The organism is Ferrimonas aestuarii, from assembly GCF_005116665.1.
Classification (GTDB): domain Bacteria; phylum Pseudomonadota; class Gammaproteobacteria; order Enterobacterales; family Shewanellaceae; genus Ferrimonas; species Ferrimonas aestuarii.
The window spans coordinates 79594-99404 of sequence record NZ_SWCJ01000015.1 but is presented as its reverse complement, the minus strand read 5'-3'; the positions used below and the strand labels follow the sequence as shown (position 1 = coordinate 99404).

The window sequence follows — 19811 nt, the reverse complement described above, 5'->3', positions numbered from 1 at the left end:
TAAATCCGTCACTTCGTATTTTTGTATCCAGATTACGTAGATTCGTTTACCGACTCTCAAGCCGTTAGCCCATAGGATGTAACTGTACCTTTGATAAGCCCACTTGACTGCGATGCTAGTAGCCTTCTGTTTGCGACACTAGCAAGTCGGGGGCTTCACTCTTCCAATAATCATAACTAGGCAGTACCCGTGAAACGTACACTCGCAGCATTTCTAGCCTTAGGGCTAATAGCAACAACCGCCAATCTTGCCCAAGCTCATGAATTGGATCACTCAGATAACGATTCCACCATTAAGCTTGTTGAACCCCAAATTGACGAGTCAGCGACACTGCGCCAAGCACTGCAGAATCGAAAATCGGTACGTAAATTTGCAAATAGGCCCATCGAAGCTCAGGACTTAAGCAACCTGTTGTGGGCCGCTGCAGGCATCAACCGTGACAATGGTGGCCGCACCGTACCGCTACTTGGTGATATCGCCATCTATGTTGCCATGGAGCAAGGTACCTATCACTATCAAGCTGAAGAACATCAGCTGCAACAGGTACTGTCTGAAGATATTCGTGGCCGCTTATCAGCACAGAAAGTCGTTGGCACTGCACCAGTGGTATTCATCATGACCATCGACGATGCGTCGTTCTCTGATGGGATGAAGCGAGCGATGGAAAAAGCCCACGGCATGGACTTCTATTACGGCAACCAAGTGGCGTTTTCTACTCAGAATATCTACCTGTATGCGGGAACCAACGATATGAATGCCGTAGTCATTGGCGGCGTTCATCGAGACAAGATTGACCAGATGCTGAAGTTAAAAGATGGCCATCACGCCTACCTGGTTCAGTTAGTTGGCTATAAAAAATAGATAAGCGCAGTTCCAAGGTAAATGATCTAACGATGCAATCAGACACAGGCATTTCGCTCTCCCCCAGGGTGGCCAGCGTCGTTAGATTTTGCCACTACCTAGACTGCTGCTTATCCCCCCTCTTGTGCGGACCTGTGCGACGAAGCAAAGTGACTCTCTCCTTTCCCTGCTGAGACAACTGCAGCTAACTCGCACAGAGTCTGCCCAAGCTAGCTTGTTTCCGTCATGCCAGTGATTTGATGCCCTCTCGCCTCCAATTGGCAGTGAGGGCCTTTTTACATCAATTAAAAAGATAACAAAGCCCACCTAATCGAGCACTGTTCGTTAACTAAAGCCAACTATGGCCAATTTCCTACAAAAATCCGTGACTTATACGGTTGTTATTCGTCTGCATTAGCTCAAGAATAGTCTTATAAATCAGTATCTTTCATCCTTGTCTGCGCAACAAGGATATGGCGGAGCTTGCCTAGAATTTTTAGGTGAAAAACAAGAAAGTCCGAGTATTTAGGCTTTGGCGGTTAGCGGTCATTTACTGAATAGAGCTCAGATGGGGTGTTTGAGCTGGTTGGTGAAGGCGAGAGGCTTGGATCATTAGGCTATAGAAGATCTATTGACTCTTATCCGCCTCCCTGACGAATGTCAGGGTCCAGAGTCTTTGGATCTGAGCAGATGTTACTGAAGGCAATACTGCGAAAATCTACAGGTATAACTCGTCTAAGCGAATAAATGGAGAAAGTGAGCCAAAGCTAAACTAGAAAACTCACTTTCTCGACATTAGAATCTCGGGAAATCAAAGAGTTAAGACTTAGAAAACCGAATTATATAGACCCATATAAACACGGGAACATTATTTAAAGGTTGGATTCTACCGCAAGGGATTGTTACATAGGGGTTATAAGACCGATAAGTAATAATGTGACTTCGGACTTACTAGGAATTCGACATAATATACTGTTAGCTAGCACAACAGAGGATTAAACATGTTAGAACAGTTGGAAAGCCTTTGGTCAGAATATACAACGATCGATGTTCCTGAATTAAAGGGTGTACGCTTACGCCGTGCGTCATCTCGTAAGAAAGCTAGCATTTTATTATATCCACCCAAACAACCAATAGGTGAATTTCGTATGCTATCAAATATAGATGTTCACTGCGGTTGGGAATGCCCTGTAAATCTCAGGTGGGCTAAAGGCTTAAACATAAATGAACAAAGTGAAACTTTACGAGATATTCAACTGAAAGCGTTGGAAAATGCAGTAGGTGCTGGTCAGTATCCATATTTATTATGGTTCTACAGAGAAAAATCCCCAAAGAAAAGAGCTATTTACACCGACAGTGTTGGCGCTAGTTTTATCAAGTTAAATAGTGTGTGGCAGGTCGTATATAACTGTAGAGAGCTTGGTACATTAGTCGGGGCACAAGGCCATAAAGGAGAGGCCGTGGACTATGAAAAATTGCCTCCCAATGCATATTTTGTGGTAATGGAGAATGAGGCAGTAGCTCGTCGTCACTCTGCTAGCTAACAAATTGCTCAAGAGTGACATCTAACCTTTGGCATTTTTGGTTCGGTCGGCTTCAGTGTTTACGAGGCTTTGCTTGGGTTTCGTGGTAGGTTAGCTGCACCTTAGCAAGGCGTTAGCCGAGTACATCATCATTATCGAGTAAAATATGGAAATATTAAAAACAACAGCAAAAAGTGCACCAATCCCAACAATTGCAGCTTTTGTTGCTTATACGGTCTTACCTAAATTAATTGAAACAGATATAAGCACAAACAACCTGATTATTATTTCAATCTTGACATTCCTCGTTATATTTTCAGTTCTTTTTTATGGTATTGCTAGTAAAAAGCCACAAAGTCATGCTAGTGACGCAATTAGTGGAAACGAAGCCAGTGATTTAGAGACAGAAACTGGAGATATATTTATTGGGGATAAGTCCTCATCAACAGGTGAGATATCCAACAATAAGATAACAAAAGCAAAAACTAAAAAAGGCGATATTTTCATAGGAAGAAAACGATAGCACAATGGAAAAAAGAAAACTGCTGATGGAACTCCTTGCTGATCAAGTTGAGTCTATAAATGAAAAAAATCAGACAATATCTGAAAACCAAATAAGCAATGTTAGCACAGACAATGGTGATATATTTATTGGTTCTAAAGATACGCAATACAAATTAAACTTTGAGCCTCCCCAGGTAAATCCGGAACAAATATTACTTCTTGTTGATAGATATAAAAATGTTGATTGTGAAAGCAAAGAATTCATAGCCATCAAGGAAGAGTTAGAAGAGTACCAAACGCCAAGACCAGGAAGAAAAATCATAGGACTTGAGAATAAACTTAAAGCGGGAAACAGAGAAGATTTAATCCCAACAGCAAAGGAATACAAAAAGAAATTTGCCAGTAGATTAATGCGCTATGAACTATGCACTCACACATCAGCCATACATCTCAACATAATGGGGAAAATTGAGGAGAAGTTTAACTCTACAATAATCCCAATGATTGAAAGCAAGACAGATCAAAATGTAATAGATTTAGCTATTTCAAAATTGATTATTGAACCTCTTGCTGATGAAGTATCAGCAGCTGACCCAACATTAACACCTAAACAAGTTAGAGGGATGATGTATCTTTTAACCGGAAATTGCTTTCTTCAATGGTGAAGCCATGATTTTATACCACCCAACAAAAGATATTTATCACACCCAATACAGAATCATAAGCATTCTTCTATCTACCAAAGAATTACCTAAAGAAAAGTTACGTCTTCTCGATTTTTACTATAACTTTCCGCACTTCATAAGCGAAATACAGCCGTGGCCGTCAGATATAAAAGAGTACAAAATAAAGAAGGGAGCGATACCAGAACCATTTGAAAAAATATCAAATAAAAAAAGAGTTTTTTTCCAAATGACTGAAGTATTCAATACAGCCGTTGGCCTCCTAGTTGCTAAAGATATAGTAAAAGTATCAGGAGAGAACAGGAATATATCACTAAAACAAGAAAATATCCCGAGTCAGTTAATACATGAAATAAGCGAAGACCTTTTTATTAAAACCTCTGCATTCAAAACCATAGTATCTGGATTAGCAAAAACAAACTGGAGTGGTCCGCAAGGATTAAAAAAACGTTCCGGACTTTTAGAGTTTAAGTATGATGAATAACACAAAACTAATTATCGATAGAGTAGTAATCCACTCAGGGATAAAGTCTGTTTATGATGAGACTTTTCACTCCGGTTTAAATGTTATTCGCGGTGACAATGGTACCGGTAAGTCCACTATCATGGAGTTGATATCTTATGGGCTTGGAGGCGACATCAAGAAGAACAGTTGGAAAAGAGAGGCCTTAGATTGCACATCGATCACAATAGCATTAAAAATAAATAGAAAGCCCTATGTTTTTAAAAGATTAATCGAGAAAGAAACTAGCAAACCATTTATTCAAATTTTCGAAGGAAAATACGAATCAGCATTACAGTCACCTGAAGGTTGGACAACTTATAAGAACAAAAAAAGTGATATTAGAAAAAGCTATTCCATGCAAATTTTCAGCTTGCTTGGCTTGGAACAACACGTAACAGAAGAAAATGACTCTTTAACTATTCATCAGATGCTTCGATTGTTATATATCGACCAAGATACACCTGCATCGAAAATATTTAGAACAGAGCCATTCATTTACGATACTGAATCGATGCGTAAAGCCATTGGCGAGTATTTTTTCGGCTTCGATAACCTGGAAGCACACTCAATCAGGCAAGAGCTATATCGAGCAGAAAAGAATTTCAAGAAAATAGATGATGAACTGAAAACCATATACGCAGTCTTAGGGCAAACCAATATAAAGGTATCCATAGAAGAAATAGAAAACAATATACAATCACTAAATCGTGATCTTCAAGAAATATCAAATAAGAGAATAAAACTCAGAGAAACTACCTCAAATACTTCAACTACTGAGGTTAACAAAGAAATTTTTAGAATACAGAAGCAAATTGATAAGCAAGCAGGTATTATCAATGAGACTGAGTCCGACTACATAGCTGTCAATTATGAAATATCAGAAAGCATTGATTTTTTAAAAGCTCTAGAAATCCGTGCAACATCTTTAAAAGTATCCAAAACAACCTACAACTGCCTTCACGATATTGATTTTAGGTATTGCCCTAGTTGTCATAGCGAGATAATTAAAGACAAACATAATAATAGCTGTTCTTTGTGCAAATCTGAAAACACCTCAAGCACACTAGAAGATACCTACATTGAATCTTTAAATCAGATTGACTTTCAAATTTCTGAATCACAAGAAATACTAAAAACCCAAAAAGATTTGAAATCTAGTCTTAGCGCAAAAATAAAGAAAGAAAAAGAGCTACTTAACCGTCTCAAAATAGATCTTAATAAGATAAGTACAACATCAAGTGATTACGAAGCTTTAATAACAAAACTAGCAGCTGAAGAAGGCTTCATTCTTTCACAAATTGAAAACCATCGAGACAAAATAGATCTGGCAGAGAAACTAGATCTAAAAAGAAAAGAAAAGAACAGACTCCAAGAAGAAATAACCAAAAAACAAGACAAGCTAAATATTTTAGAGGCAAGAAGAGAACAAAGAGTTAGATTTGTTAGAAATAACATCTCTGAAAAAGTAGTCTCAATATTAAAGCGAGATGGTGGAGTTGAGAAAGACTTCGATAAAGCCCAAAGATTCGATTTCGACTTTGCATCAGACAGCTTGAGGCTCGATGACAGGGCAAATTTTTCGGCAAGCTCAAATGTGGTATTGAAAAATACTTTTCATTTGGCATCATTATTCACTGCGATAAATGATGATGGATTTAGACTACCCTGCTTCTCAATGTTTGATAACATTGAAGATAAAGGAATGAGAGAGGAAAGAAGCCAAAATTTCCAAAAAATAATTGTGGAACTTTGTAATGATATAAAAGATGATTTCCAAATCATAATGACTACTTCAATGGTCGATAAGACACTAAATAATGATCAATATGGTGTAGGTCAATATTATCAAAAAGGAACCCACACTCTGAACTTTCAGAGTTAATTGCCAGTATTGTTCGGCTAACAAGAAAATCCAGGTGACGCCTACGGCGCACCTGATTTAGGCGTTGATATGATTCCTCCTGTCAATAGGCACAGGGCTACACATACTGGGTTTTAAATCCAGCATAATCGCCCTGATGAGTGAACCAAAAGCAAGCTAATGATCGGCGGTTGACCTTGCTGATATCCGCAGGCTGGTTACCGCATTACTTGTTTGCGCAGCTTCTGTAGACACCCATCTTTAGCGACTATAAAGATCAATGGCTTAGGGTAGAATCACATCCAGGAAAGGCGCTCCTTTGAGCGCCCTACTCTATTGTCTGGTGTTCATCAGACCGTATAAAACCTTCCTAGTTAGAGCTCGGTAGTATCAACCACGGTTGCGGTCTGAGACGCCTGCATTACAGCTTCTATAAGCTGTTCCACCTCGTCCTTGGTATCAAACATGTCACTCATGGCCAAAATGTCTGAGCGAGACATGCTGCCGTTGATGGACAGAACAAAATAGAAGCTGTCTTCCAAATCCATCTCGAGGATCTTGTAGTTCGATTTGCTACGAGCATACTCTTTGATGTTCTCAACCCTTTCTGCGGCGTCATCTTTGGCAGACACCAAACCCACGCACAGGCTCTGGCCTTCATGTTTTAGTGCGACGTTTACGCCATCCCCAAAGCGTGGATTGAAGATTTCATATTGAGAGGTGGATAAATTCTGTTCCATCAACAGGTCCTTGATTTTTAAACTGCGACAATTCGAACCTAAGCTCAAGCTAGATAATATAACAAAATTAGATAGTTATACTCAATTTAGAGAAAGGGGACACTGGGCATGGTTTTTAAAACCATTAAAGTCAAAACCAAGGACGCTGGGCTCTGATGTTCGTCAGGGAATCATCGGAGGGTTTGCAGGTGTCTGGAGGCTTTGCGTTATCGACTGTGCCCTCCCAACGCTTTGCCGGCGAACACCGGTATCCAGTGGCATTTCTAAAAGTTCAAGCTCAAGGACACTAGGCCCTGACGTGCGTCAGGGAATCATCTGAGGGTTTGCAGATGCTTGGAGGGTTTGCGTTATCGGCCGAGCCCTCCCAACGCTTTGCCGGCGAACGCCGGTATCCAGTGACGTTTCTGAATTCAAAACCAAGGACACTGGGCCCTGACGTTCGTCAGGGAATCACCTGAGGGTTTGCAGGTGCTTGGAGGATTTACGTTATCGACTGAGCCCTCCCAACGCTTTGCCGGCGCACGCCGGTTGCCAGTGGCTTTTTCTAATGACGCTGGGCCCTGATGTGCATCAGGGAATCATCGGAGGGTTTACAGGTGCTTGGAGGATTTACGTTATCGACCGAGCCCTCACTTCCGATATAAGACCAATATTAAATACAGAAAAGCCCCGATCGAATCGGGGCTTGTCTCTTTTTCTGTGCAATTGACTAGCTAATATGGCCAGTGGCTTCGAAGGTTTCCAGCTTGGCCATGTAGGGCTGCAGATCGCCAATGTTGTCTTTAATCCACTGGCTGTTGTAGTAGGTATCCAGATAACGCTCGCCGCTGTCACAAAGAAGGGTCACGATAGAACCTGTTTCGCCACGGGCTTTCATCTCGCTGGCCAGCTGCAACACACCATACAAGTTAGTACCAGTAGAAGCGCCGACTTTGCGACCGAGGATCTTTTCCAGCCAATGGGCAGTGGCTACAGACGCTGCATCGGGTACGGTGCGCATCTCGTCCACCACGCCAGGAATGAAGCTAGGCTCCACTCGAGGACGTCCAATGCCCTCAATTTTACTGCCACAATCGCAAGTGATATTGAGATTACCAGTCTTAAAATAGTCATGAAAAACCGAGTTTTCAGGGTCTACAACCAACAACTTAGTGTCATGTTTCTGGTAGCGAATGAAACGGCCAATGGTCGCGGAGGTGCCGCCAGTACCTGGGCTCATGACAATCCAAGCTGGAACCGGATGGTCTTCCAGTTCCATTTGGCTGAAGATGGCATTGGCGATGTTGTTGTTACCCCGCCAATCGGTGGCGCGTTCAGCGAAAGTAAACTGATCCATGTAGTGCCCGTTTAACTCTTTCGCCAGACGATGCGATTCGGCATAGATCTGATCGGAGCGATCAACCAGATGGGCCTGACCACCATAAAACTCAATTTGCTCAATCTTTTTACGAGCTGTGCCTTTGGGCATGACCGCAATAAACGGTAAGCCAAGCAAACGGGCAAAGTAGGCTTCCGATACTGCGGTGCTGCCGGAAGAGGACTCAATAATGGTGGTTTCAGGACCGACCCAACCATTACAGATGGCGTATAGAAACAGGGAACGCGCCAAACGGTGCTTCAATGAACCGGTTGGGTGTGTACTTTCATCTTTCAAATAGATGTCGATGCCATCAACGCTAGGCAGATCCAGTTTGATCAGGTGAGTATCAGCACTGCGCTGGTAATCCGCTTCAATCTTGCGAACGGCATTGTTGATCCAGTTATGGTCAGTACACATGGGGCTTATTCCTTCAAATTCGTTATGCCCATAATTTAGCTACTTAACCAGGGAAAAACTTTGCCTTTTTCACTGCATAAAAACTAGAATGGAGAAAAATTTCCTACAGAAGCACACTTATGGGAACCGGACTGGATAAAACCGACCGCAAGATACTTTCCTTGCTGCAGCAAGATGGCACCTTGTCACTGAACGAGTTGGCAGAGGCGGTCAATCTCACCACTACGCCCTGTTGGAAACGGCTGAAAAAACTAGAGGAATCAGGCGTTATTGAAAAGCGGGTGGCACTGCTGAATCCTGAAAAGCTGGATCTCTCCTTTACCGCCTTTGTGATGATCAAAACCAGCAACCACTCCCACGAATGGTACAGCCGCTTTGTGGCCACCGCGTCGGACTTTCCCGAGGTGATGGAATTTTACCGCATGGCGGGAGAATACGATTACATGATGAAAGTTGTGGTCAAAGACATGCAGTGTTTCGATGGCTTCTATAAAAAATTGGTGAATTCGGTGGAGGGCATCTCTAACGTCACCTCCACCTTTGCCATGGAGCCGTTGAAATACACTACTGCATTGCCCCTCTCAGGGGAGTGATGAATCGCTCTGATACCTAGTGTTTGCTGCGCACGTCGGTAGCCAATGGCTTTTCGGTTTTCAAATTCAAGGGCGCTGGGCCCTGACGTGCGTCAGGGAATTGTTGGAAGGTCTTTTCGATGAGCGCAGACTTTACGTTACCGTCCGTCCCAACGTTTTGCCGGCGAACGCCGGTATCCAGTGGCGTTTCTAAGTTCAAAACCAAAGGACGCTGGGCCATGACGTGCGTCAGGGAGTCGTTGGAGGGTCTTTTCGGTGAGCGCAGACTTTATGTTACCGACCGCCCCTCCCAACGCTTTGCCTGTGAACGCCGGTAGCCAGTGGCTTTTTCTAAGCGCAAAATCAAGGGCGCTGGGCCCTGACGTGCGTCAGGGAATCGTTGGAAGGTCTTTTCGGTAAGCGCAGACTTTACACAATCGGCCGCCCCTCCCAACGCTTTGCCGGCACACGCCGGTATCCAGCGGCGTTTCTAAGTTCAAAACCAAAGGACGCTGGGCCATGACGTGCGTCAGGGAATTGTTGGAAGGTCTTTTCGGTAAGCGCAGACTTTACACAATCGGCCGCCCCTTCCAACGCTTTGCCGGCGAACGCCGGTAGCCAGTGGTATTATTTTTGCGCTTACATTGTTGACGGTGAATATTGCTGCAGTGATGCAATTCTCATTAACGCTGTACCTATTACTTTATAATCATCAGCGACTTAGACTAACTTTCCGGAACAAGGCTCCCCATGAAGACCACTCCTCCTATGTTGATGCTTAGCTTACTTGGCGGCTGCGCCTCGTTGAGCACGCCTTCTCCTACGGTGACCTGCAGCGAGCAGGCAGTAAACAGCTCCTTTGTCCACGATGGACTCACCTATCTGGTGGTCGACAATGACAGCATTCGCGATCAAGACAACTTGGAGGCCTTGGCATTGGGTGAAATCCGCTTTTGCACCACAAAGGTGACTGATCTCAGGCGCCTGTTCTACATGATGAGAGAGTTCAACCAACCGATTGGGGATTGGGACACCAGCAACGTGACCGATATGGAACTGCTGTTCCAGCATGCCAGTTCCTTTAATCAACCAATCAATCACTGGGATACCTCGAATGTTGAATGGATGCGCGGCACATTTTACGCCGCGGAGTCCTTCAATCAACCCATCGACAATTGGGATCTATCAAAGGTAAACTCAGTCCGTTCTATGTTTTGGGCGGCGTACTCATTCAACCAACCGCTGGCAAAATGGGACATGAGCCATATCAATGATCTGGGCGGCATGTTCAAAAGTGCTTGGTCGTTTAATCAGCCGATAAATAGCTGGGACACCAGTAATGTCACAGACGCCAAGTGGATGTTCCGAGATGCCAGTAAATTCAACCAACCGCTCGATAAATGGAATACCAGCAAAATAACCAATATGTCAGGCATGTTTTTCCGCGCTACTGAATTTGATCAGGATCTGTCTCGGTGGGATGTCAGTAAAGCGGTCGATTTTGACGGCTTTGATTTAGAAAGTGGCTTGAGTGAAGGCCATATTCCGCCAGCATTTTCAGAGTCTCAGGGTAGCCTAAGCCAATAAGGCAACACCTCGAAAGGCGCTGGGCCCTGACGTGCGTCAGGGAATCATCGGAGGGTTTGCAGACGCTTGGTGGCTTTGCGTTATCAGTCGAGCCCTCTCAACGCCGGTAGCAAGTGGCTTAACGAATCAACAGCAAATATCATCCCACAGGTCTCTCCAGTATGGATTTGATGCTTCTATCAACTCAATTTTCCATGCTCTACGCCAGTTTTTTAACTGGCGCTCACATAGTAACGCGTCGGCCATCTCTTGGTGCGCTTCAAAATACACCAATAGCTTTAAGTTATGCTGTTTACTGAAGCTATCTACAAATTGATTATTATGTTGCCATATACGCTGATGAAGGTTAGACGTAACACCGACATAGAGCGTTCCGTTGCGGTGGTTCGATAGCATGTAAACGCAGGGAGTCCTTTCCATAGCGTATCCTTTCGATTCAGTGGATATTTCAATATAGCCAACAGCCAAAAGGCAGCATTGATAAGCTCTACTATGGTCGGTATCCAGTGGCATTGCTTGTGCTTTAATGGGCTTTGTTGCTGTACATGATGTCACCCACATTCAGCCCCGCGGCGGTCGCTAGGGTCTTATTATCAATCATGCCGGAAGCATTAAGCCCATGTCGGATCTGATACTGCTTAATCGCATCCACAAATTGCGGCGTCGCCACATCTCGATTTTGAAGAGGATCATAAGCCACAGGGTCAAGATCCTCAGCCACTTGCAGATACTTAGCAAAAGATTCAAGGGCAGAAACCTGCTGCTGCTTAGCAATACTGACATCGGCAGTACGAGCAGCAATCTCATTGGAAGCCAATGCCGCAGCGGCAAAGTCACCTTGAGCGATAAAGTAATCTCGATTCTGAATTAGGTTGGCGTATAGGGGCTTCCAGGTTACCCGAAGCGCCACGGTCTCCATGCCCTTCACGCAGCGAGCCACGCCATTTTCATACAGATCGCTCTTAGGCTTAGCGATGACCAGTTCCCCCACACTGCAGTCACTGGCTGAAACAAACACCCCATCGGGATTGGTATCGCCTTTATGGTTATTGACGTCTTTGAAATAGATGCCGGAAGAGACGCCATTGTTAGAATCGTCTTTCACCTCAATTTTCTGGTCGGCCTGAGCAAAAAACGATAACAGGGACAAAGCAATAAACGGCAATCTAGTCATCACGATTGGCCTCCGTACGCGCTGATGATAACGACATAAAATAGAACAAGGCGATGACGATCGCTAAGCCCAGCGAGATCAGGGTAATCAGCACCTCATTTCTCACTAGGGTGGTTTTAAGGTTACGCTGTTCAAATAGCGTCGCCACTTCGGATTTTTGAAGTACAGCAAAGGGTTGCGAGGTGCCCTTCACCGCCAATATCGCCGTATGTTCCCAGTGAGGATGAAAATCCAGCCCCCGTATCTCAAAGCCGTTATTGCTGCACATCTCTAACACATCCCCTTTAATCGCCGGCGTTTTTGACAGCAGTCGTGAGCCGCTAATGGTGGAGCCTGAGCCAGGAGGGTAAACAAATGATACCGACACGCCCTTGAGCAACTTGGTGTCAGACAGATTTTGCATTGAAACCAGTAGGTAATTGAGATCATTATCATTTATCGCCGAGCGATCGACGCAGCTTAGCGCAAATGCCCGCATCTTTTGGCTCCATTTTCGATATTCAGACTCATCCATCCAGCGATAGTGATACTCGATAAGCGGGGTGTTGGTAGCTGAAGCGATGAGCTCTTTGGCACTCCATGTGATAAACACCAAGAGCAATCCCAATACAATTGGCGTGTCAGTCATTCTAAAAATGTTGTTAGTGAACACTGCGCTCTCCCTCTATTGAGTAAACCACCCAAACCCAAAATCATCACCGGAAATCATCAACCTATCTCTTAGCTTGCAGGCTCTCTAGCGGTCAAGGCCCGAATCCATAGGGTCAAAGTCTGCCTTCGGCGTAAGCGTTCCTCCCTTTCATACTCCAAGACCTAACCCAGATTTGCCTTACAACATCTCAGCCCAAAAAGCTTGATAATGTTAAGAAAACTAACGATGTTAGGAAAAAACAACCGGGGTCGCGGTTTGAACTCCAGCAGTCATTAGGGAAGTGTGTATGAGCTCGAACCAAAATAGTGGTGGATTAACCCGAGTATTGGATGGCATTGAAAAGGTCGGCAATAAACTGCCGGATCCCGCAGTGCTGTTCCTAATATTGATGGCATTGGTGTGGGCCATCTCCGCTCTGCTTTCAAGCGTCAGCTTCACGGAAATTGACCCTCGAAGCGGCGCGCCAGTGGTGATCACCAACTTGCTAACCGCCGATGCCTTAACCTCGTTTTTAACCAATCTGGTCGGCACTTTCACCGCCTTCGCCCCTCTCGGAGTGGTGTTGGTTTCAATGCTCGGCGTTGGTGTGGCTGAGCACTCAGGCTTTATCAACACCGCCTTGAAGAAGATGCTTAAGGTGACACCAGCCAAGCTTATCACTCCAGCGGTTGCGGTAGTCGGCATCGTCTCCCACACCGCCACCGACGCGGGTTACGTGGTGGTGATTCCACTGGCTGGGGTGATCTTCTATGCCATGGGGCGTCACCCTATCGCCGGAATCATGGCGGCATTTGCAGGCGTCTCCGGCGGCTTTTGCGCCAACTTTATCCCGTCTGCCATCGATCCATTGCTGCAATCCTTCACTGAAGCTGCGGCCAAGACCATCGATCCCAATATCGCCCTTAACCCGTTAAACAACTGGTTTTTTGCCGCGTCATCCACCATCCCGATTATTTTGATCATCTGGTATCTCACCGACAAAGTAATGGAGCCACGACTAGTAAAGTCCACGCCCCTTAACAAGGATATCGACGCGCCACAGATGGATGAGATCTCAACTAAAGAGAATCGTGCCTTTCGTTGGGCCAGTGTGGCCATGTTGGCCGCAATGGTCTTAATCGCACTGGCCGCCCTGCCGGAGAACTCCACCTTAAGAGACGCTAACGGCTCTTTAGCAAGCTTTAGCGCTCCGCTCATGAAATCCATTGTGCCGCTGATTTTTATCTTTTTTGTGGTTCCTGGCGTGGTATTTGGCTACCTAACCGGTGAGTTCAAAAAGTCTGCCGATGTTATTAAAGCGATGAGCAAGTCGATGGAAGGGATGGGCGCCTACATTGTAATGGCGTTCTTCTGCGCTCAGTTTATCGCGGCATTTTCCTCCTCAAACCTGGGCGTGCTGATTGCGGTAAAAGGTGCAGCTTTCCTAGAAGCCCTTGGAATGCCAGCAACCGTTACCATTGTTGGCCTAGTTGCGTTAGTTGGCTTTGTGAACCTGTTTATGGGCAGCGCCTCAGCCAAGTGGGCACTGATTGGCCCAGTGTTGGTGCCCATGCTGATGCAGCTCAATATCTCGCCGGATCTGTCTCAGGCCGCCTATCGAATTGGCGACTCCTCCACCAACATCATCACCCCTCTGATGCCCTACTTCCCGCTGGTGGTGGTCTATTGCCAGAAGTACGTAAAAAACACCGGCATCGGCACCCTAATCGCGGCCATGTTGCCCTACTCGGTGGCGCTGCTACTCTGCTGGACCCTGTGGCTACTGCTCTATTGGAGCCTTGGCCTACCATTAGGCTTAAACGCCAGTTACACCTACGGCGTGTAGTGACTCTGGGCGGGCTGACTTACGCCTCACCAAATATGCCCCTAACCACAAATCAGGCCCGGTTGTTCCGGGCCTAGATTCATGCTCAGCACATTGTTTTATATCAAATTATTTCCAAGTTCTCGGTTGAGATGTTGGTGATTATTGATACCATCTCACCTCAGTTTTTGGCACTGCGTTTAACGTAAAGCCGCCATATTTTGCTGAACATACTACCAACTTAAATAGCGACCTAATCGTCATTCAGGTTGGTATAACGCCGGCTTTTCGCGTTTACGAAGCCATTTGCACACTACCCTTTTCTTGCAGTGACAACAGCCTATGACCTTTCCTTACCAGCTTAAAGCCATCTCATTGAGCTACGTGGGTGGTATCCATATTCAGGTAATTGAACCCGGTGAAACGCCTAACGTGGTGTTTCAATGGGAACTGCCTGAAACCAAAGAAAATAGCCTCTCTTTGTTGGCCCCCCTCGATCAACATCGATTTGTGGCCACCACAGAAACGGGCAAGGTGTTTGTTGTCGACTGCGCCAGCCAGGTGGTCTCTCAAGTGGCAAACCTGAGCTGCCGGCCCTTCTCTGGCCACTGGCTTGATGCCGACCAGCAGCAAATTTGGATAGCAGCGCACTTTAGCAGCAAACAGCTGACCGGTCTCAAATTGGCCTGCCTCTGCCTAAACAGCGGCGATCTGTTGTGCCACTGGCCCATAGAGGAGTCCGATATTGAGCTGGAAACCCTCACCCAAACCGAGGATGGGCAATTCAGCTTCTACGGCCTTCACCACAAGGCAGGTTACAAGTTTCGCAGTCACTTCCTGTACCGCATCGACCCAAGTAACGGCGCCCAACACAAGCTGCCTCTAGACAGTAAACCGGTCCCCGTTGACATCGCGATTCGTCCTTGGCTGTTTCAGGATAAGGAGCGTGGGCTGATTGCTCTTCCCTATGCAGACTGCCTGCAAAAAACGGAAGATGGCCAGTACGAGTATGAGCTGCAGCTTATTGATCTCAACCGCAACCAAATTCTGTGGACCAAATCAGTCAGACCATTTTCGTTAGAACAGATCACCGATTATGACGAAGAGGAGACGGAAGCGGCGCTGGATCGGATCGCATCAGGCAAGTACGCCCACACCGATAATGAGCATTGGCAAACCCTGATTAGCTGCCTAACCGGCGTGTGGTTTGATCCCGCTAAAGATGAAATGTGGCTTGGCTGGCAGGACTGCACATTGCAGTGCATCAGCCTAAATGGTGAACAGGTAAGCCCGCTTTACGCCGTTGGCACCCAAAGCCGAGATGGCAGCATCAATAAACCTTGGGATTTTGACCTTGACCGATTGGCCGTCATCAACCGCAAGCACAATGATCTATTTCTGGCTTACGGCTTCGAGCTGGAGGAGCACCTACAGGTGACCGTTCCAGATACGCAAAAATCAGAAGTTGAGCAAGATGAGCCTCAATGGCTAGTGGCGAAATCCACAACGCCAGCGCCCCTTGTCATCCCTGACCTGGTGCAATCTCAGCCAAGCCTCAACGGTTGCATTCACCTTTGCTGCTACGATCTGGAAACCGAATCTGGCAAACGGCAGATACTCGACAGACTGTTGATCCTGCTACCCATGATCGAAACGGCCATGGCGGGCACTCCTGAAAAAGAAGGTCTGTTTAGCCGCTTATTGAGCAGAGGAAAACCGCAGTCCGGCACCGTTCAGCCGCTGTATTTCGCATTCAGTGACGGCTTAGGCCGAGCACAAAGCGAAGAGCAGTTTTTCTACGCCGCTTCGGTTAATCCAGAGCTTCAGCCGTTAGTGGCAGAGGCGGTTAAAATATTCAGTCAATGGTCAATCGCCAGCAACGTCAGTGGCTATGAAGCTGAGCCACCGCTGGCCATCGCCGTCAGCAGTTTGAGTACAAACCCTGACTATCTGCCCCTATTAGCGCAGTATTTTAATGCCATTGGCGGCGGCGAGGATGTGCATGGATTTCATATCAACTACACCTTGGCCACCATTCGCGAAGAACACGCCGACACCCAAGCATTAACTGAGTTTTTGGCCGCTGTGCCTTGGCCGTACAATGACGCAGAGTTCAAAAAGCCGATGAAAGATCCCTACGATGAATGGGATGACGATGAGTAACAGGTTATAGAAAAACCAAAGCTTCCCCAGCACGCCCTGCTGGGGAAGTGGCTACTTAGCTACTTATATATATGACTGCTCTCTTTTACTACAGTCGCCTTAATGGGGTAATCCAACTTGGTAATCACTCGGTTGACAAAAAGTCCTGCTCCACCGCAAATTGAGCTGCTGCCATCGAGAAATATCATCCCTGCCTGCTCACCGAAGTTAACTGAAAACCGATAGCAGTGCTGCCCCCACAACTCTCCCTGCTCGTCGGTAATGTAGAGCTGATCAAGCTGGTACTGCTTCTCTATCACGCTGACCATTTCATAAGGCGTGCTGATGGTGGACGGAGTCGCTCGATTGACCGTCAGTACCTCAAACCTTGGCCAGTGAGCCATGCCCTCACTTTGGTATTTGTCTGCATCTCTGTCCATTCCCAGTCTGTCGGGTTGATTCTCCACAAAACGGATACAGGCAAGCTCATACAAAAGCTCATTCTGATTCTGCCAAGATGATGGAATGGCACTCATGTATTCGTAACCGGCAACAGGGCACTGAATCGCCGGCGTGTATGCCTGCGACAGCGACTTCTTGCAACTGGTTAAATTGGCTTGAAGTGCTTTTTGCACCCGAGGTTCATGGCGGCCCTCATCACTCACCATAAAAGTTGCGTAAACCTCATCTCCTAGCGCCAAACACCCCAAGGGATTGCCAATTTTATTGCGATAAAGCATCAGGTCGCTTATCAGCCACAACCCCTGATTGAAATGGGCGTCATCGGTTTGTGACATGGCGTAATAATCGCACTGCTCCTGATAGTAGCGAGACAAAACCTTGGCAGCGCCCTGTTGATCCCCGCTTTTGTATAGCGCTAAGCCCTCAGCTCTAACCTGTTTTATCTCCGCATCACTGCAATTGGCGTAGCTAAATCCGGAGACCAGCATTAGCGCCAAAATCATCAAATTACTGACGGCTCTCATTATTTTCCTAGGGTTGATATTGGGCATTCAGGGACGGAAGTATAACCATTTTGAAACTTTGTAATCACGGGAAATGCCTTACCAGTAGAGATAGCCCTCACTTTCAGTAAGCTGCTCTAACAGAACTGGTTACCTTTTCGTCAGCGAGTACGGGCAACGAGTGGCCTTTTCTAAAAGCAAAATTAAGGACACTGGGCCCTGATGTGCATCAGGGAGGCTAAATCTACCACCGCAATTGAATCCATGTTTGCCGGCGAACGCCGGTAGCCAGTGGCCTTTCTAAGCTCAAATTCAAGGACACGGGCCCTGACGTGCGTCAGGGAAGCCAAATCTACCACCGCAATTAAATCCATGTTTGCCGGCGCACGCCGGTATCTAGTGGCCTTTTCTAAGCTCAGACCCAAAGACACTGGGCCCTGATGTGCGTCAGGGAATCGTTGGAAGGTCTTTTCGGTGAGCGCAGACTTTGCGATATCAACCGAGCCTCCCCAACGTTTTGCCGGCGAACGCCGATAGCCAGAGTCTTTTCAAAAATCAAAATCAAGGACACTGGGCCCTGATGTGCATCAGGGAGTCGTTGGAGGGTTTGCACAGCACCTTAGCGAGCATCAGGGGTAGCTAGTTCTAACTTAGCAATTGAACAATCTAACTTTTGCCTATCCATCAGAATTCAGGCAGGTTCTACCTATGGATATCAGGGAAGAAAATGTTATGAACCACAACCTAATAAAAAACGGATTTCTCGCTTCGGGAATCATCAACGTCGGCGGCATGTTGCTGTTCAGCAAAGGGCTGTCAAATGAACTGTTAATGGCAACAGACCCAGTGCTGTTCTCCTTGCCAGGCTGCCTGTCTATCATATTGTGGGGCTTAGCCTACATCGCCTGTCGAAACGCGGTATTTACCGCCCCTTACATCGCCCTCGTGTTTGCCCTTGAGAAGCTGCTGTACGTAGTAATCTGGGGAATCTGGCTGTCGCAATTTGGCCACACTCTGCCACACCTCTTTGAACAAGACCTGCTTACCGGGCTGTTTTATGCCATTTATGGTGCCAACGATGCTCTGTTTATGCTGCTGTTTATCTACGCTTTTGTAAAAATCAAAGGCCAGCAGCGTCAAGCCAAACAGATGACTTAACTGCCGTTATCGAGGCACCCCAACAAGCGAGTCTCTCTAAAATATGCGGCTTTGAAACGGGTGCCCTCTTTAGTTGATGCTTACCTACAACATTGACTCACACTCAAGTGCTAATTCTGCGACCAAACCAGCAAAGTTCCGATTAATTCTCACAAGTCACACAAAATCCATTGCTCCTGAGTTTATGTTTAATTTACTGTATTATAAGTAATTTATTTGAACCAACGACAAAGAGAGCATTATGTCAGCTTACAAAGAGTACAAGGTAGTCCACATCGTGGAAGGCGGTTGCGGTACCATTTTTCTGGGGGCGAGCGGTTTACCGGTACAAAAAATGGAGTCAGAATTAAACAAATACGCGCAAGATGGCTGGCAAGTTGTGTTTCAAGTGATCGAGCAGAAGCGTTTCCTGCTGTTTTGGAAGCGTGAAGCCGTGATCATCACTCTAGGTCGATAACCTTGCTGCAAAGTCTATCTTTGCGATTGATCCGCCGCTATCAAGCCAGCGGTGGATCAAAGCGACTTCTCAACATCGAGTGTAATTTCGAACCATCATGTTCCGAATACACCAAACAGTGCATCGAGAAATACGGTGCCATCAAGGGGTGGCGTTTGGGCTTGGCACGCATCAAACGATGCAACCAGCCAGATTTGGTCGACAAAATTATTGATGAGGTGCCCTAATGCAGCTACTTCAGCCCATCGAAGTTATCGAGCAACAAGAAGAACTCATGCGAGCGCAGGTAAATGCGCTACCGGCGGCACAAAGAAAACAGTACTTTGTAGAGCAAAGTAAGCAGTTAAAAGATCCCGATACCTATGCAACGCTCAATTGGTTGTTCCTAGGTGGCATCCATCACTTGTACCTCCGTCGTTATGGATTGTTCTTTATTGAGATCACCCTGTTGCTGTGCAGTGCCATTGCGATTTGGCAAGGCTTTGATCAAGCCGCCTTCGTGATATGCGCGGTAGTCATCTATGAATTGCCACAGCTGTTTTTCTCGCAAAGAATCGCCCGCCGATACAACTTGCAGCAATCAGCGTTGATCTTTCAGCAGATCACCGGCCACGCCGCAAAGCTTGATAATTAAGAGTTCGCCTTTGTGACAACACCATCACATCAGAATAACGCCCTAAAGCTCTGCGATTAACGGCTTTGGCGATGATGCTTGGGTGTTTACCGCCTGTCCTAATCAAAAGCCAACTGGCTAAAAACATCTTGGCAACGAATCCTTCTCTACAAAGGCCAGCACCGAACTCATTTACCAAAAAAGCCCTTGGTAATCTCTTACCAAGGGCAACATTTCATGAAACGGAAAGCGGT

21 protein-coding genes are annotated in these 19811 nt (G+C 46.2%); 14 read left to right on the top strand and 7 right to left on the bottom strand.

Features of this window, described 5'->3' with window-relative positions:
• Positions 1-189: 189 nt before the first annotated feature.
• From FCL42_RS16530 to FCL42_RS16505, 6 genes are all read left to right on the top strand, one after another.
• Positions 190-861 carry a nitroreductase family protein gene (locus tag FCL42_RS16530; protein ID WP_136864537.1) on the top strand — a complete coding sequence of 224 codons (672 nt, stop codon included), beginning with the start codon at positions 190-192 and terminating at the stop codon, positions 859-861.
• A 980-nt stretch (positions 862-1841) separates the two neighbouring features.
• Positions 1842-2384 carry a hypothetical protein gene (locus FCL42_RS16525; protein ID WP_136864536.1) on the top strand — a complete coding sequence of 181 codons (543 nt, stop codon included), beginning with the start codon at positions 1842-1844 and terminating at the stop codon, positions 2382-2384.
• 145 nt (positions 2385-2529) lie between these two features.
• Entirely contained in the window at positions 2530-2886 is a 357-nt protein-coding gene (locus FCL42_RS16520; protein ID WP_136864535.1) for a hypothetical protein, read from the top strand.
• A 4-nt stretch (positions 2887-2890) separates the two neighbouring features.
• Positions 2891-3532: an ABC-three component system protein gene (locus FCL42_RS16515; RefSeq protein WP_136864534.1), complete on the top strand. Its 642-nt coding sequence runs from the start codon at positions 2891-2893 to the stop codon at positions 3530-3532.
• Between the two features lie 4 nt (positions 3533-3536).
• Positions 3537-4034, top strand: coding sequence for an ABC-three component system middle component 5 (locus FCL42_RS16510; protein WP_136864533.1), 498 nt, complete (start codon positions 3537-3539; stop codon positions 4032-4034).
• Positions 4024-5937 (top strand): AAA family ATPase, encoded by a 1914-nt coding sequence (locus tag FCL42_RS16505; RefSeq protein ID WP_136864532.1) that lies wholly within the window; start codon positions 4024-4026, stop codon positions 5935-5937. Before FCL42_RS16510 ends, FCL42_RS16505 begins: the two co-directional genes overlap by 11 nt.
• A 353-nt stretch (positions 5938-6290) precedes the next feature.
• Here the strand turns inward: FCL42_RS16505 and FCL42_RS16500 are convergent, their stop codons facing one another.
• On the bottom strand, positions 6291-6656 hold the full coding sequence (locus FCL42_RS16500) for a YegP family protein (RefSeq protein ID WP_136864531.1): 366 nt from the start codon (positions 6654-6656) through the stop codon (positions 6291-6293).
• A 709-nt stretch (positions 6657-7365) separates the two neighbouring features.
• Entirely contained in the window at positions 7366-8433 is a 1068-nt protein-coding gene (locus FCL42_RS16495; RefSeq protein WP_136864530.1) for a PLP-dependent cysteine synthase family protein, read from the bottom strand.
• A gap of 119 nt (positions 8434-8552) precedes the next feature.
• On the opposite strand from FCL42_RS16495, the gene FCL42_RS16490 reads away from it, so the two are divergent.
• Positions 8553-9026: an Lrp/AsnC family transcriptional regulator gene (locus FCL42_RS16490; RefSeq protein WP_136864529.1), complete on the top strand. Its 474-nt coding sequence runs from the start codon at positions 8553-8555 to the stop codon at positions 9024-9026.
• Between the two features lie 16 nt (positions 9027-9042).
• Here FCL42_RS16490 and FCL42_RS16485 read toward each other — a convergent pair whose 3' ends face one another.
• On the bottom strand, positions 9043-9246 hold the full coding sequence (locus FCL42_RS16485) for a hypothetical protein (protein WP_136864528.1): 204 nt from the start codon (positions 9244-9246) through the stop codon (positions 9043-9045).
• Between the two features lie 509 nt (positions 9247-9755).
• Between FCL42_RS16485 and FCL42_RS16480 the strand changes: the two genes are divergently transcribed.
• Entirely contained in the window at positions 9756-10592 is an 837-nt protein-coding gene (locus FCL42_RS16480; RefSeq protein WP_136864527.1) for a BspA family leucine-rich repeat surface protein, read from the top strand.
• A gap of 126 nt (positions 10593-10718) precedes the next feature.
• Here the strand turns inward: FCL42_RS16480 and FCL42_RS16475 are convergent, their stop codons facing one another.
• The 3 genes from FCL42_RS16475 to FCL42_RS16465 all read right to left on the bottom strand — a co-directional run bounded on the left by FCL42_RS16475 (position 10719) and on the right by FCL42_RS16465 (position 12358).
• The gene (locus tag FCL42_RS16475; RefSeq protein WP_229359890.1) at positions 10719-10988 is read right to left on the bottom strand and encodes a GIY-YIG nuclease family protein; all 270 of its coding nucleotides are present in this window, start codon (positions 10986-10988) and stop codon (positions 10719-10721) included.
• A gap of 127 nt (positions 10989-11115) precedes the next feature.
• Entirely contained in the window at positions 11116-11766 is a 651-nt protein-coding gene (locus FCL42_RS16470; RefSeq protein ID WP_229359889.1) for a peptidoglycan-binding domain-containing protein, read from the bottom strand.
• On the bottom strand, positions 11759-12358 hold the full coding sequence (locus FCL42_RS16465) for a hypothetical protein (protein ID WP_136864525.1): 600 nt from the start codon (positions 12356-12358) through the stop codon (positions 11759-11761). The genes FCL42_RS16470 and FCL42_RS16465 overlap by 8 nt, the downstream gene beginning before the upstream one ends.
• A gap of 346 nt (positions 12359-12704) precedes the next feature.
• On the opposite strand from FCL42_RS16465, the gene FCL42_RS16460 reads away from it, so the two are divergent.
• Both FCL42_RS16460 and FCL42_RS16455 read left to right on the top strand, forming a co-directional pair.
• Positions 12705-14243 (top strand): AbgT family transporter, encoded by a 1539-nt coding sequence (locus FCL42_RS16460; protein ID WP_136864524.1) that lies wholly within the window; start codon positions 12705-12707, stop codon positions 14241-14243.
• 321 nt (positions 14244-14564) lie between these two features.
• On the top strand, positions 14565-16385 hold the full coding sequence (locus tag FCL42_RS16455) for a hypothetical protein (protein ID WP_136864523.1): 1821 nt from the start codon (positions 14565-14567) through the stop codon (positions 16383-16385).
• Between the two features lie 59 nt (positions 16386-16444).
• Here the strand turns inward: FCL42_RS16455 and FCL42_RS16450 are convergent, their stop codons facing one another.
• Complete coding sequence (locus FCL42_RS16450) at positions 16445-17350, bottom strand: hypothetical protein (protein WP_136864522.1); 906 nt, start codon at positions 17348-17350, stop codon at positions 16445-16447.
• Between the two features lie 711 nt (positions 17351-18061).
• Here FCL42_RS16450 and FCL42_RS16445 point away from each other — a divergent pair.
• The 4 genes from FCL42_RS16445 (at position 18062) to FCL42_RS16430 (ending at position 19578) form a co-directional block, all read left to right on the top strand.
• Positions 18062-18487 carry a hypothetical protein gene (locus FCL42_RS16445; protein ID WP_136864521.1) on the top strand — a complete coding sequence of 142 codons (426 nt, stop codon included), beginning with the start codon at positions 18062-18064 and terminating at the stop codon, positions 18485-18487.
• A gap of 241 nt (positions 18488-18728) precedes the next feature.
• Positions 18729-18944 (top strand): DUF4177 domain-containing protein, encoded by a 216-nt coding sequence (locus FCL42_RS16440; RefSeq protein ID WP_136864520.1) that lies wholly within the window; start codon positions 18729-18731, stop codon positions 18942-18944.
• A gap of 2 nt (positions 18945-18946) precedes the next feature.
• Positions 18947-19171 carry a membrane protein insertion efficiency factor YidD gene (gene yidD / locus FCL42_RS16435; RefSeq protein WP_136864519.1) on the top strand — a complete coding sequence of 75 codons (225 nt, stop codon included), beginning with the start codon at positions 18947-18949 and terminating at the stop codon, positions 19169-19171.
• Positions 19171-19578, top strand: coding sequence for a hypothetical protein (locus tag FCL42_RS16430; protein ID WP_136864518.1), 408 nt, complete (start codon positions 19171-19173; stop codon positions 19576-19578). The genes yidD and FCL42_RS16430 overlap by 1 nt, the downstream gene beginning before the upstream one ends.
• Positions 19579-19811 lie beyond the last annotated feature (233 nt).

What these genes read in the sequence shown, in the direction of transcription:
- FCL42_RS16475 (WP_229359890.1), bottom strand. Translation starts at nt 10,988, where the DNA reads ATGCTATCGAACCACCGCAACGGAACGCTCTATGTCGGTGTTACGTCT.
- FCL42_RS16460 (WP_136864524.1), top strand. Translation starts at nt 12,705, where the DNA reads ATGAGCTCGAACCAAAATAGTGGTGGATTAACCCGAGTATTGGATGGC.
- FCL42_RS16525 (WP_136864536.1), top strand. Translation starts at nt 1,842, where the DNA reads ATGTTAGAACAGTTGGAAAGCCTTTGGTCAGAATATACAACGATCGAT.
- FCL42_RS16515 (WP_136864534.1), top strand. Translation starts at nt 2,891, where the DNA reads ATGGAAAAAAGAAAACTGCTGATGGAACTCCTTGCTGATCAAGTTGAG.
- FCL42_RS16490 (WP_136864529.1), top strand. Translation starts at nt 8,553, where the DNA reads ATGGGAACCGGACTGGATAAAACCGACCGCAAGATACTTTCCTTGCTG.
- FCL42_RS16470 (WP_229359889.1), bottom strand. Translation starts at nt 11,766, where the DNA reads ATGACTAGATTGCCGTTTATTGCTTTGTCCCTGTTATCGTTTTTTGCT.
- FCL42_RS16500 (WP_136864531.1), bottom strand. Translation starts at nt 6,656, where the DNA reads ATGGAACAGAATTTATCCACCTCTCAATATGAAATCTTCAATCCACGC.
- FCL42_RS16455 (WP_136864523.1), top strand. Translation starts at nt 14,565, where the DNA reads ATGACCTTTCCTTACCAGCTTAAAGCCATCTCATTGAGCTACGTGGGT.
- FCL42_RS16440 (WP_136864520.1), top strand. Translation starts at nt 18,729, where the DNA reads ATGTCAGCTTACAAAGAGTACAAGGTAGTCCACATCGTGGAAGGCGGT.
- FCL42_RS16510 (WP_136864533.1), top strand. Translation starts at nt 3,537, where the DNA reads ATGATTTTATACCACCCAACAAAAGATATTTATCACACCCAATACAGA.
- FCL42_RS16505 (WP_136864532.1), top strand. Translation starts at nt 4,024, where the DNA reads ATGATGAATAACACAAAACTAATTATCGATAGAGTAGTAATCCACTCA.
- FCL42_RS16445 (WP_136864521.1), top strand. Translation starts at nt 18,062, where the DNA reads ATGAACCACAACCTAATAAAAAACGGATTTCTCGCTTCGGGAATCATC.
- FCL42_RS16430 (WP_136864518.1), top strand. Translation starts at nt 19,171, where the DNA reads ATGCAGCTACTTCAGCCCATCGAAGTTATCGAGCAACAAGAAGAACTC.
- FCL42_RS16520 (WP_136864535.1), top strand. Translation starts at nt 2,530, where the DNA reads ATGGAAATATTAAAAACAACAGCAAAAAGTGCACCAATCCCAACAATT.
- FCL42_RS16450 (WP_136864522.1), bottom strand. Translation starts at nt 17,350, where the DNA reads ATGAGAGCCGTCAGTAATTTGATGATTTTGGCGCTAATGCTGGTCTCC.
- FCL42_RS16485 (WP_136864528.1), bottom strand. Translation starts at nt 9,246, where the DNA reads ATGGCCCAGCGTCCTTTGGTTTTGAACTTAGAAACGCCACTGGATACC.
- FCL42_RS16480 (WP_136864527.1), top strand. Translation starts at nt 9,756, where the DNA reads ATGAAGACCACTCCTCCTATGTTGATGCTTAGCTTACTTGGCGGCTGC.
- FCL42_RS16495 (WP_136864530.1), bottom strand. Translation starts at nt 8,433, where the DNA reads ATGTGTACTGACCATAACTGGATCAACAATGCCGTTCGCAAGATTGAA.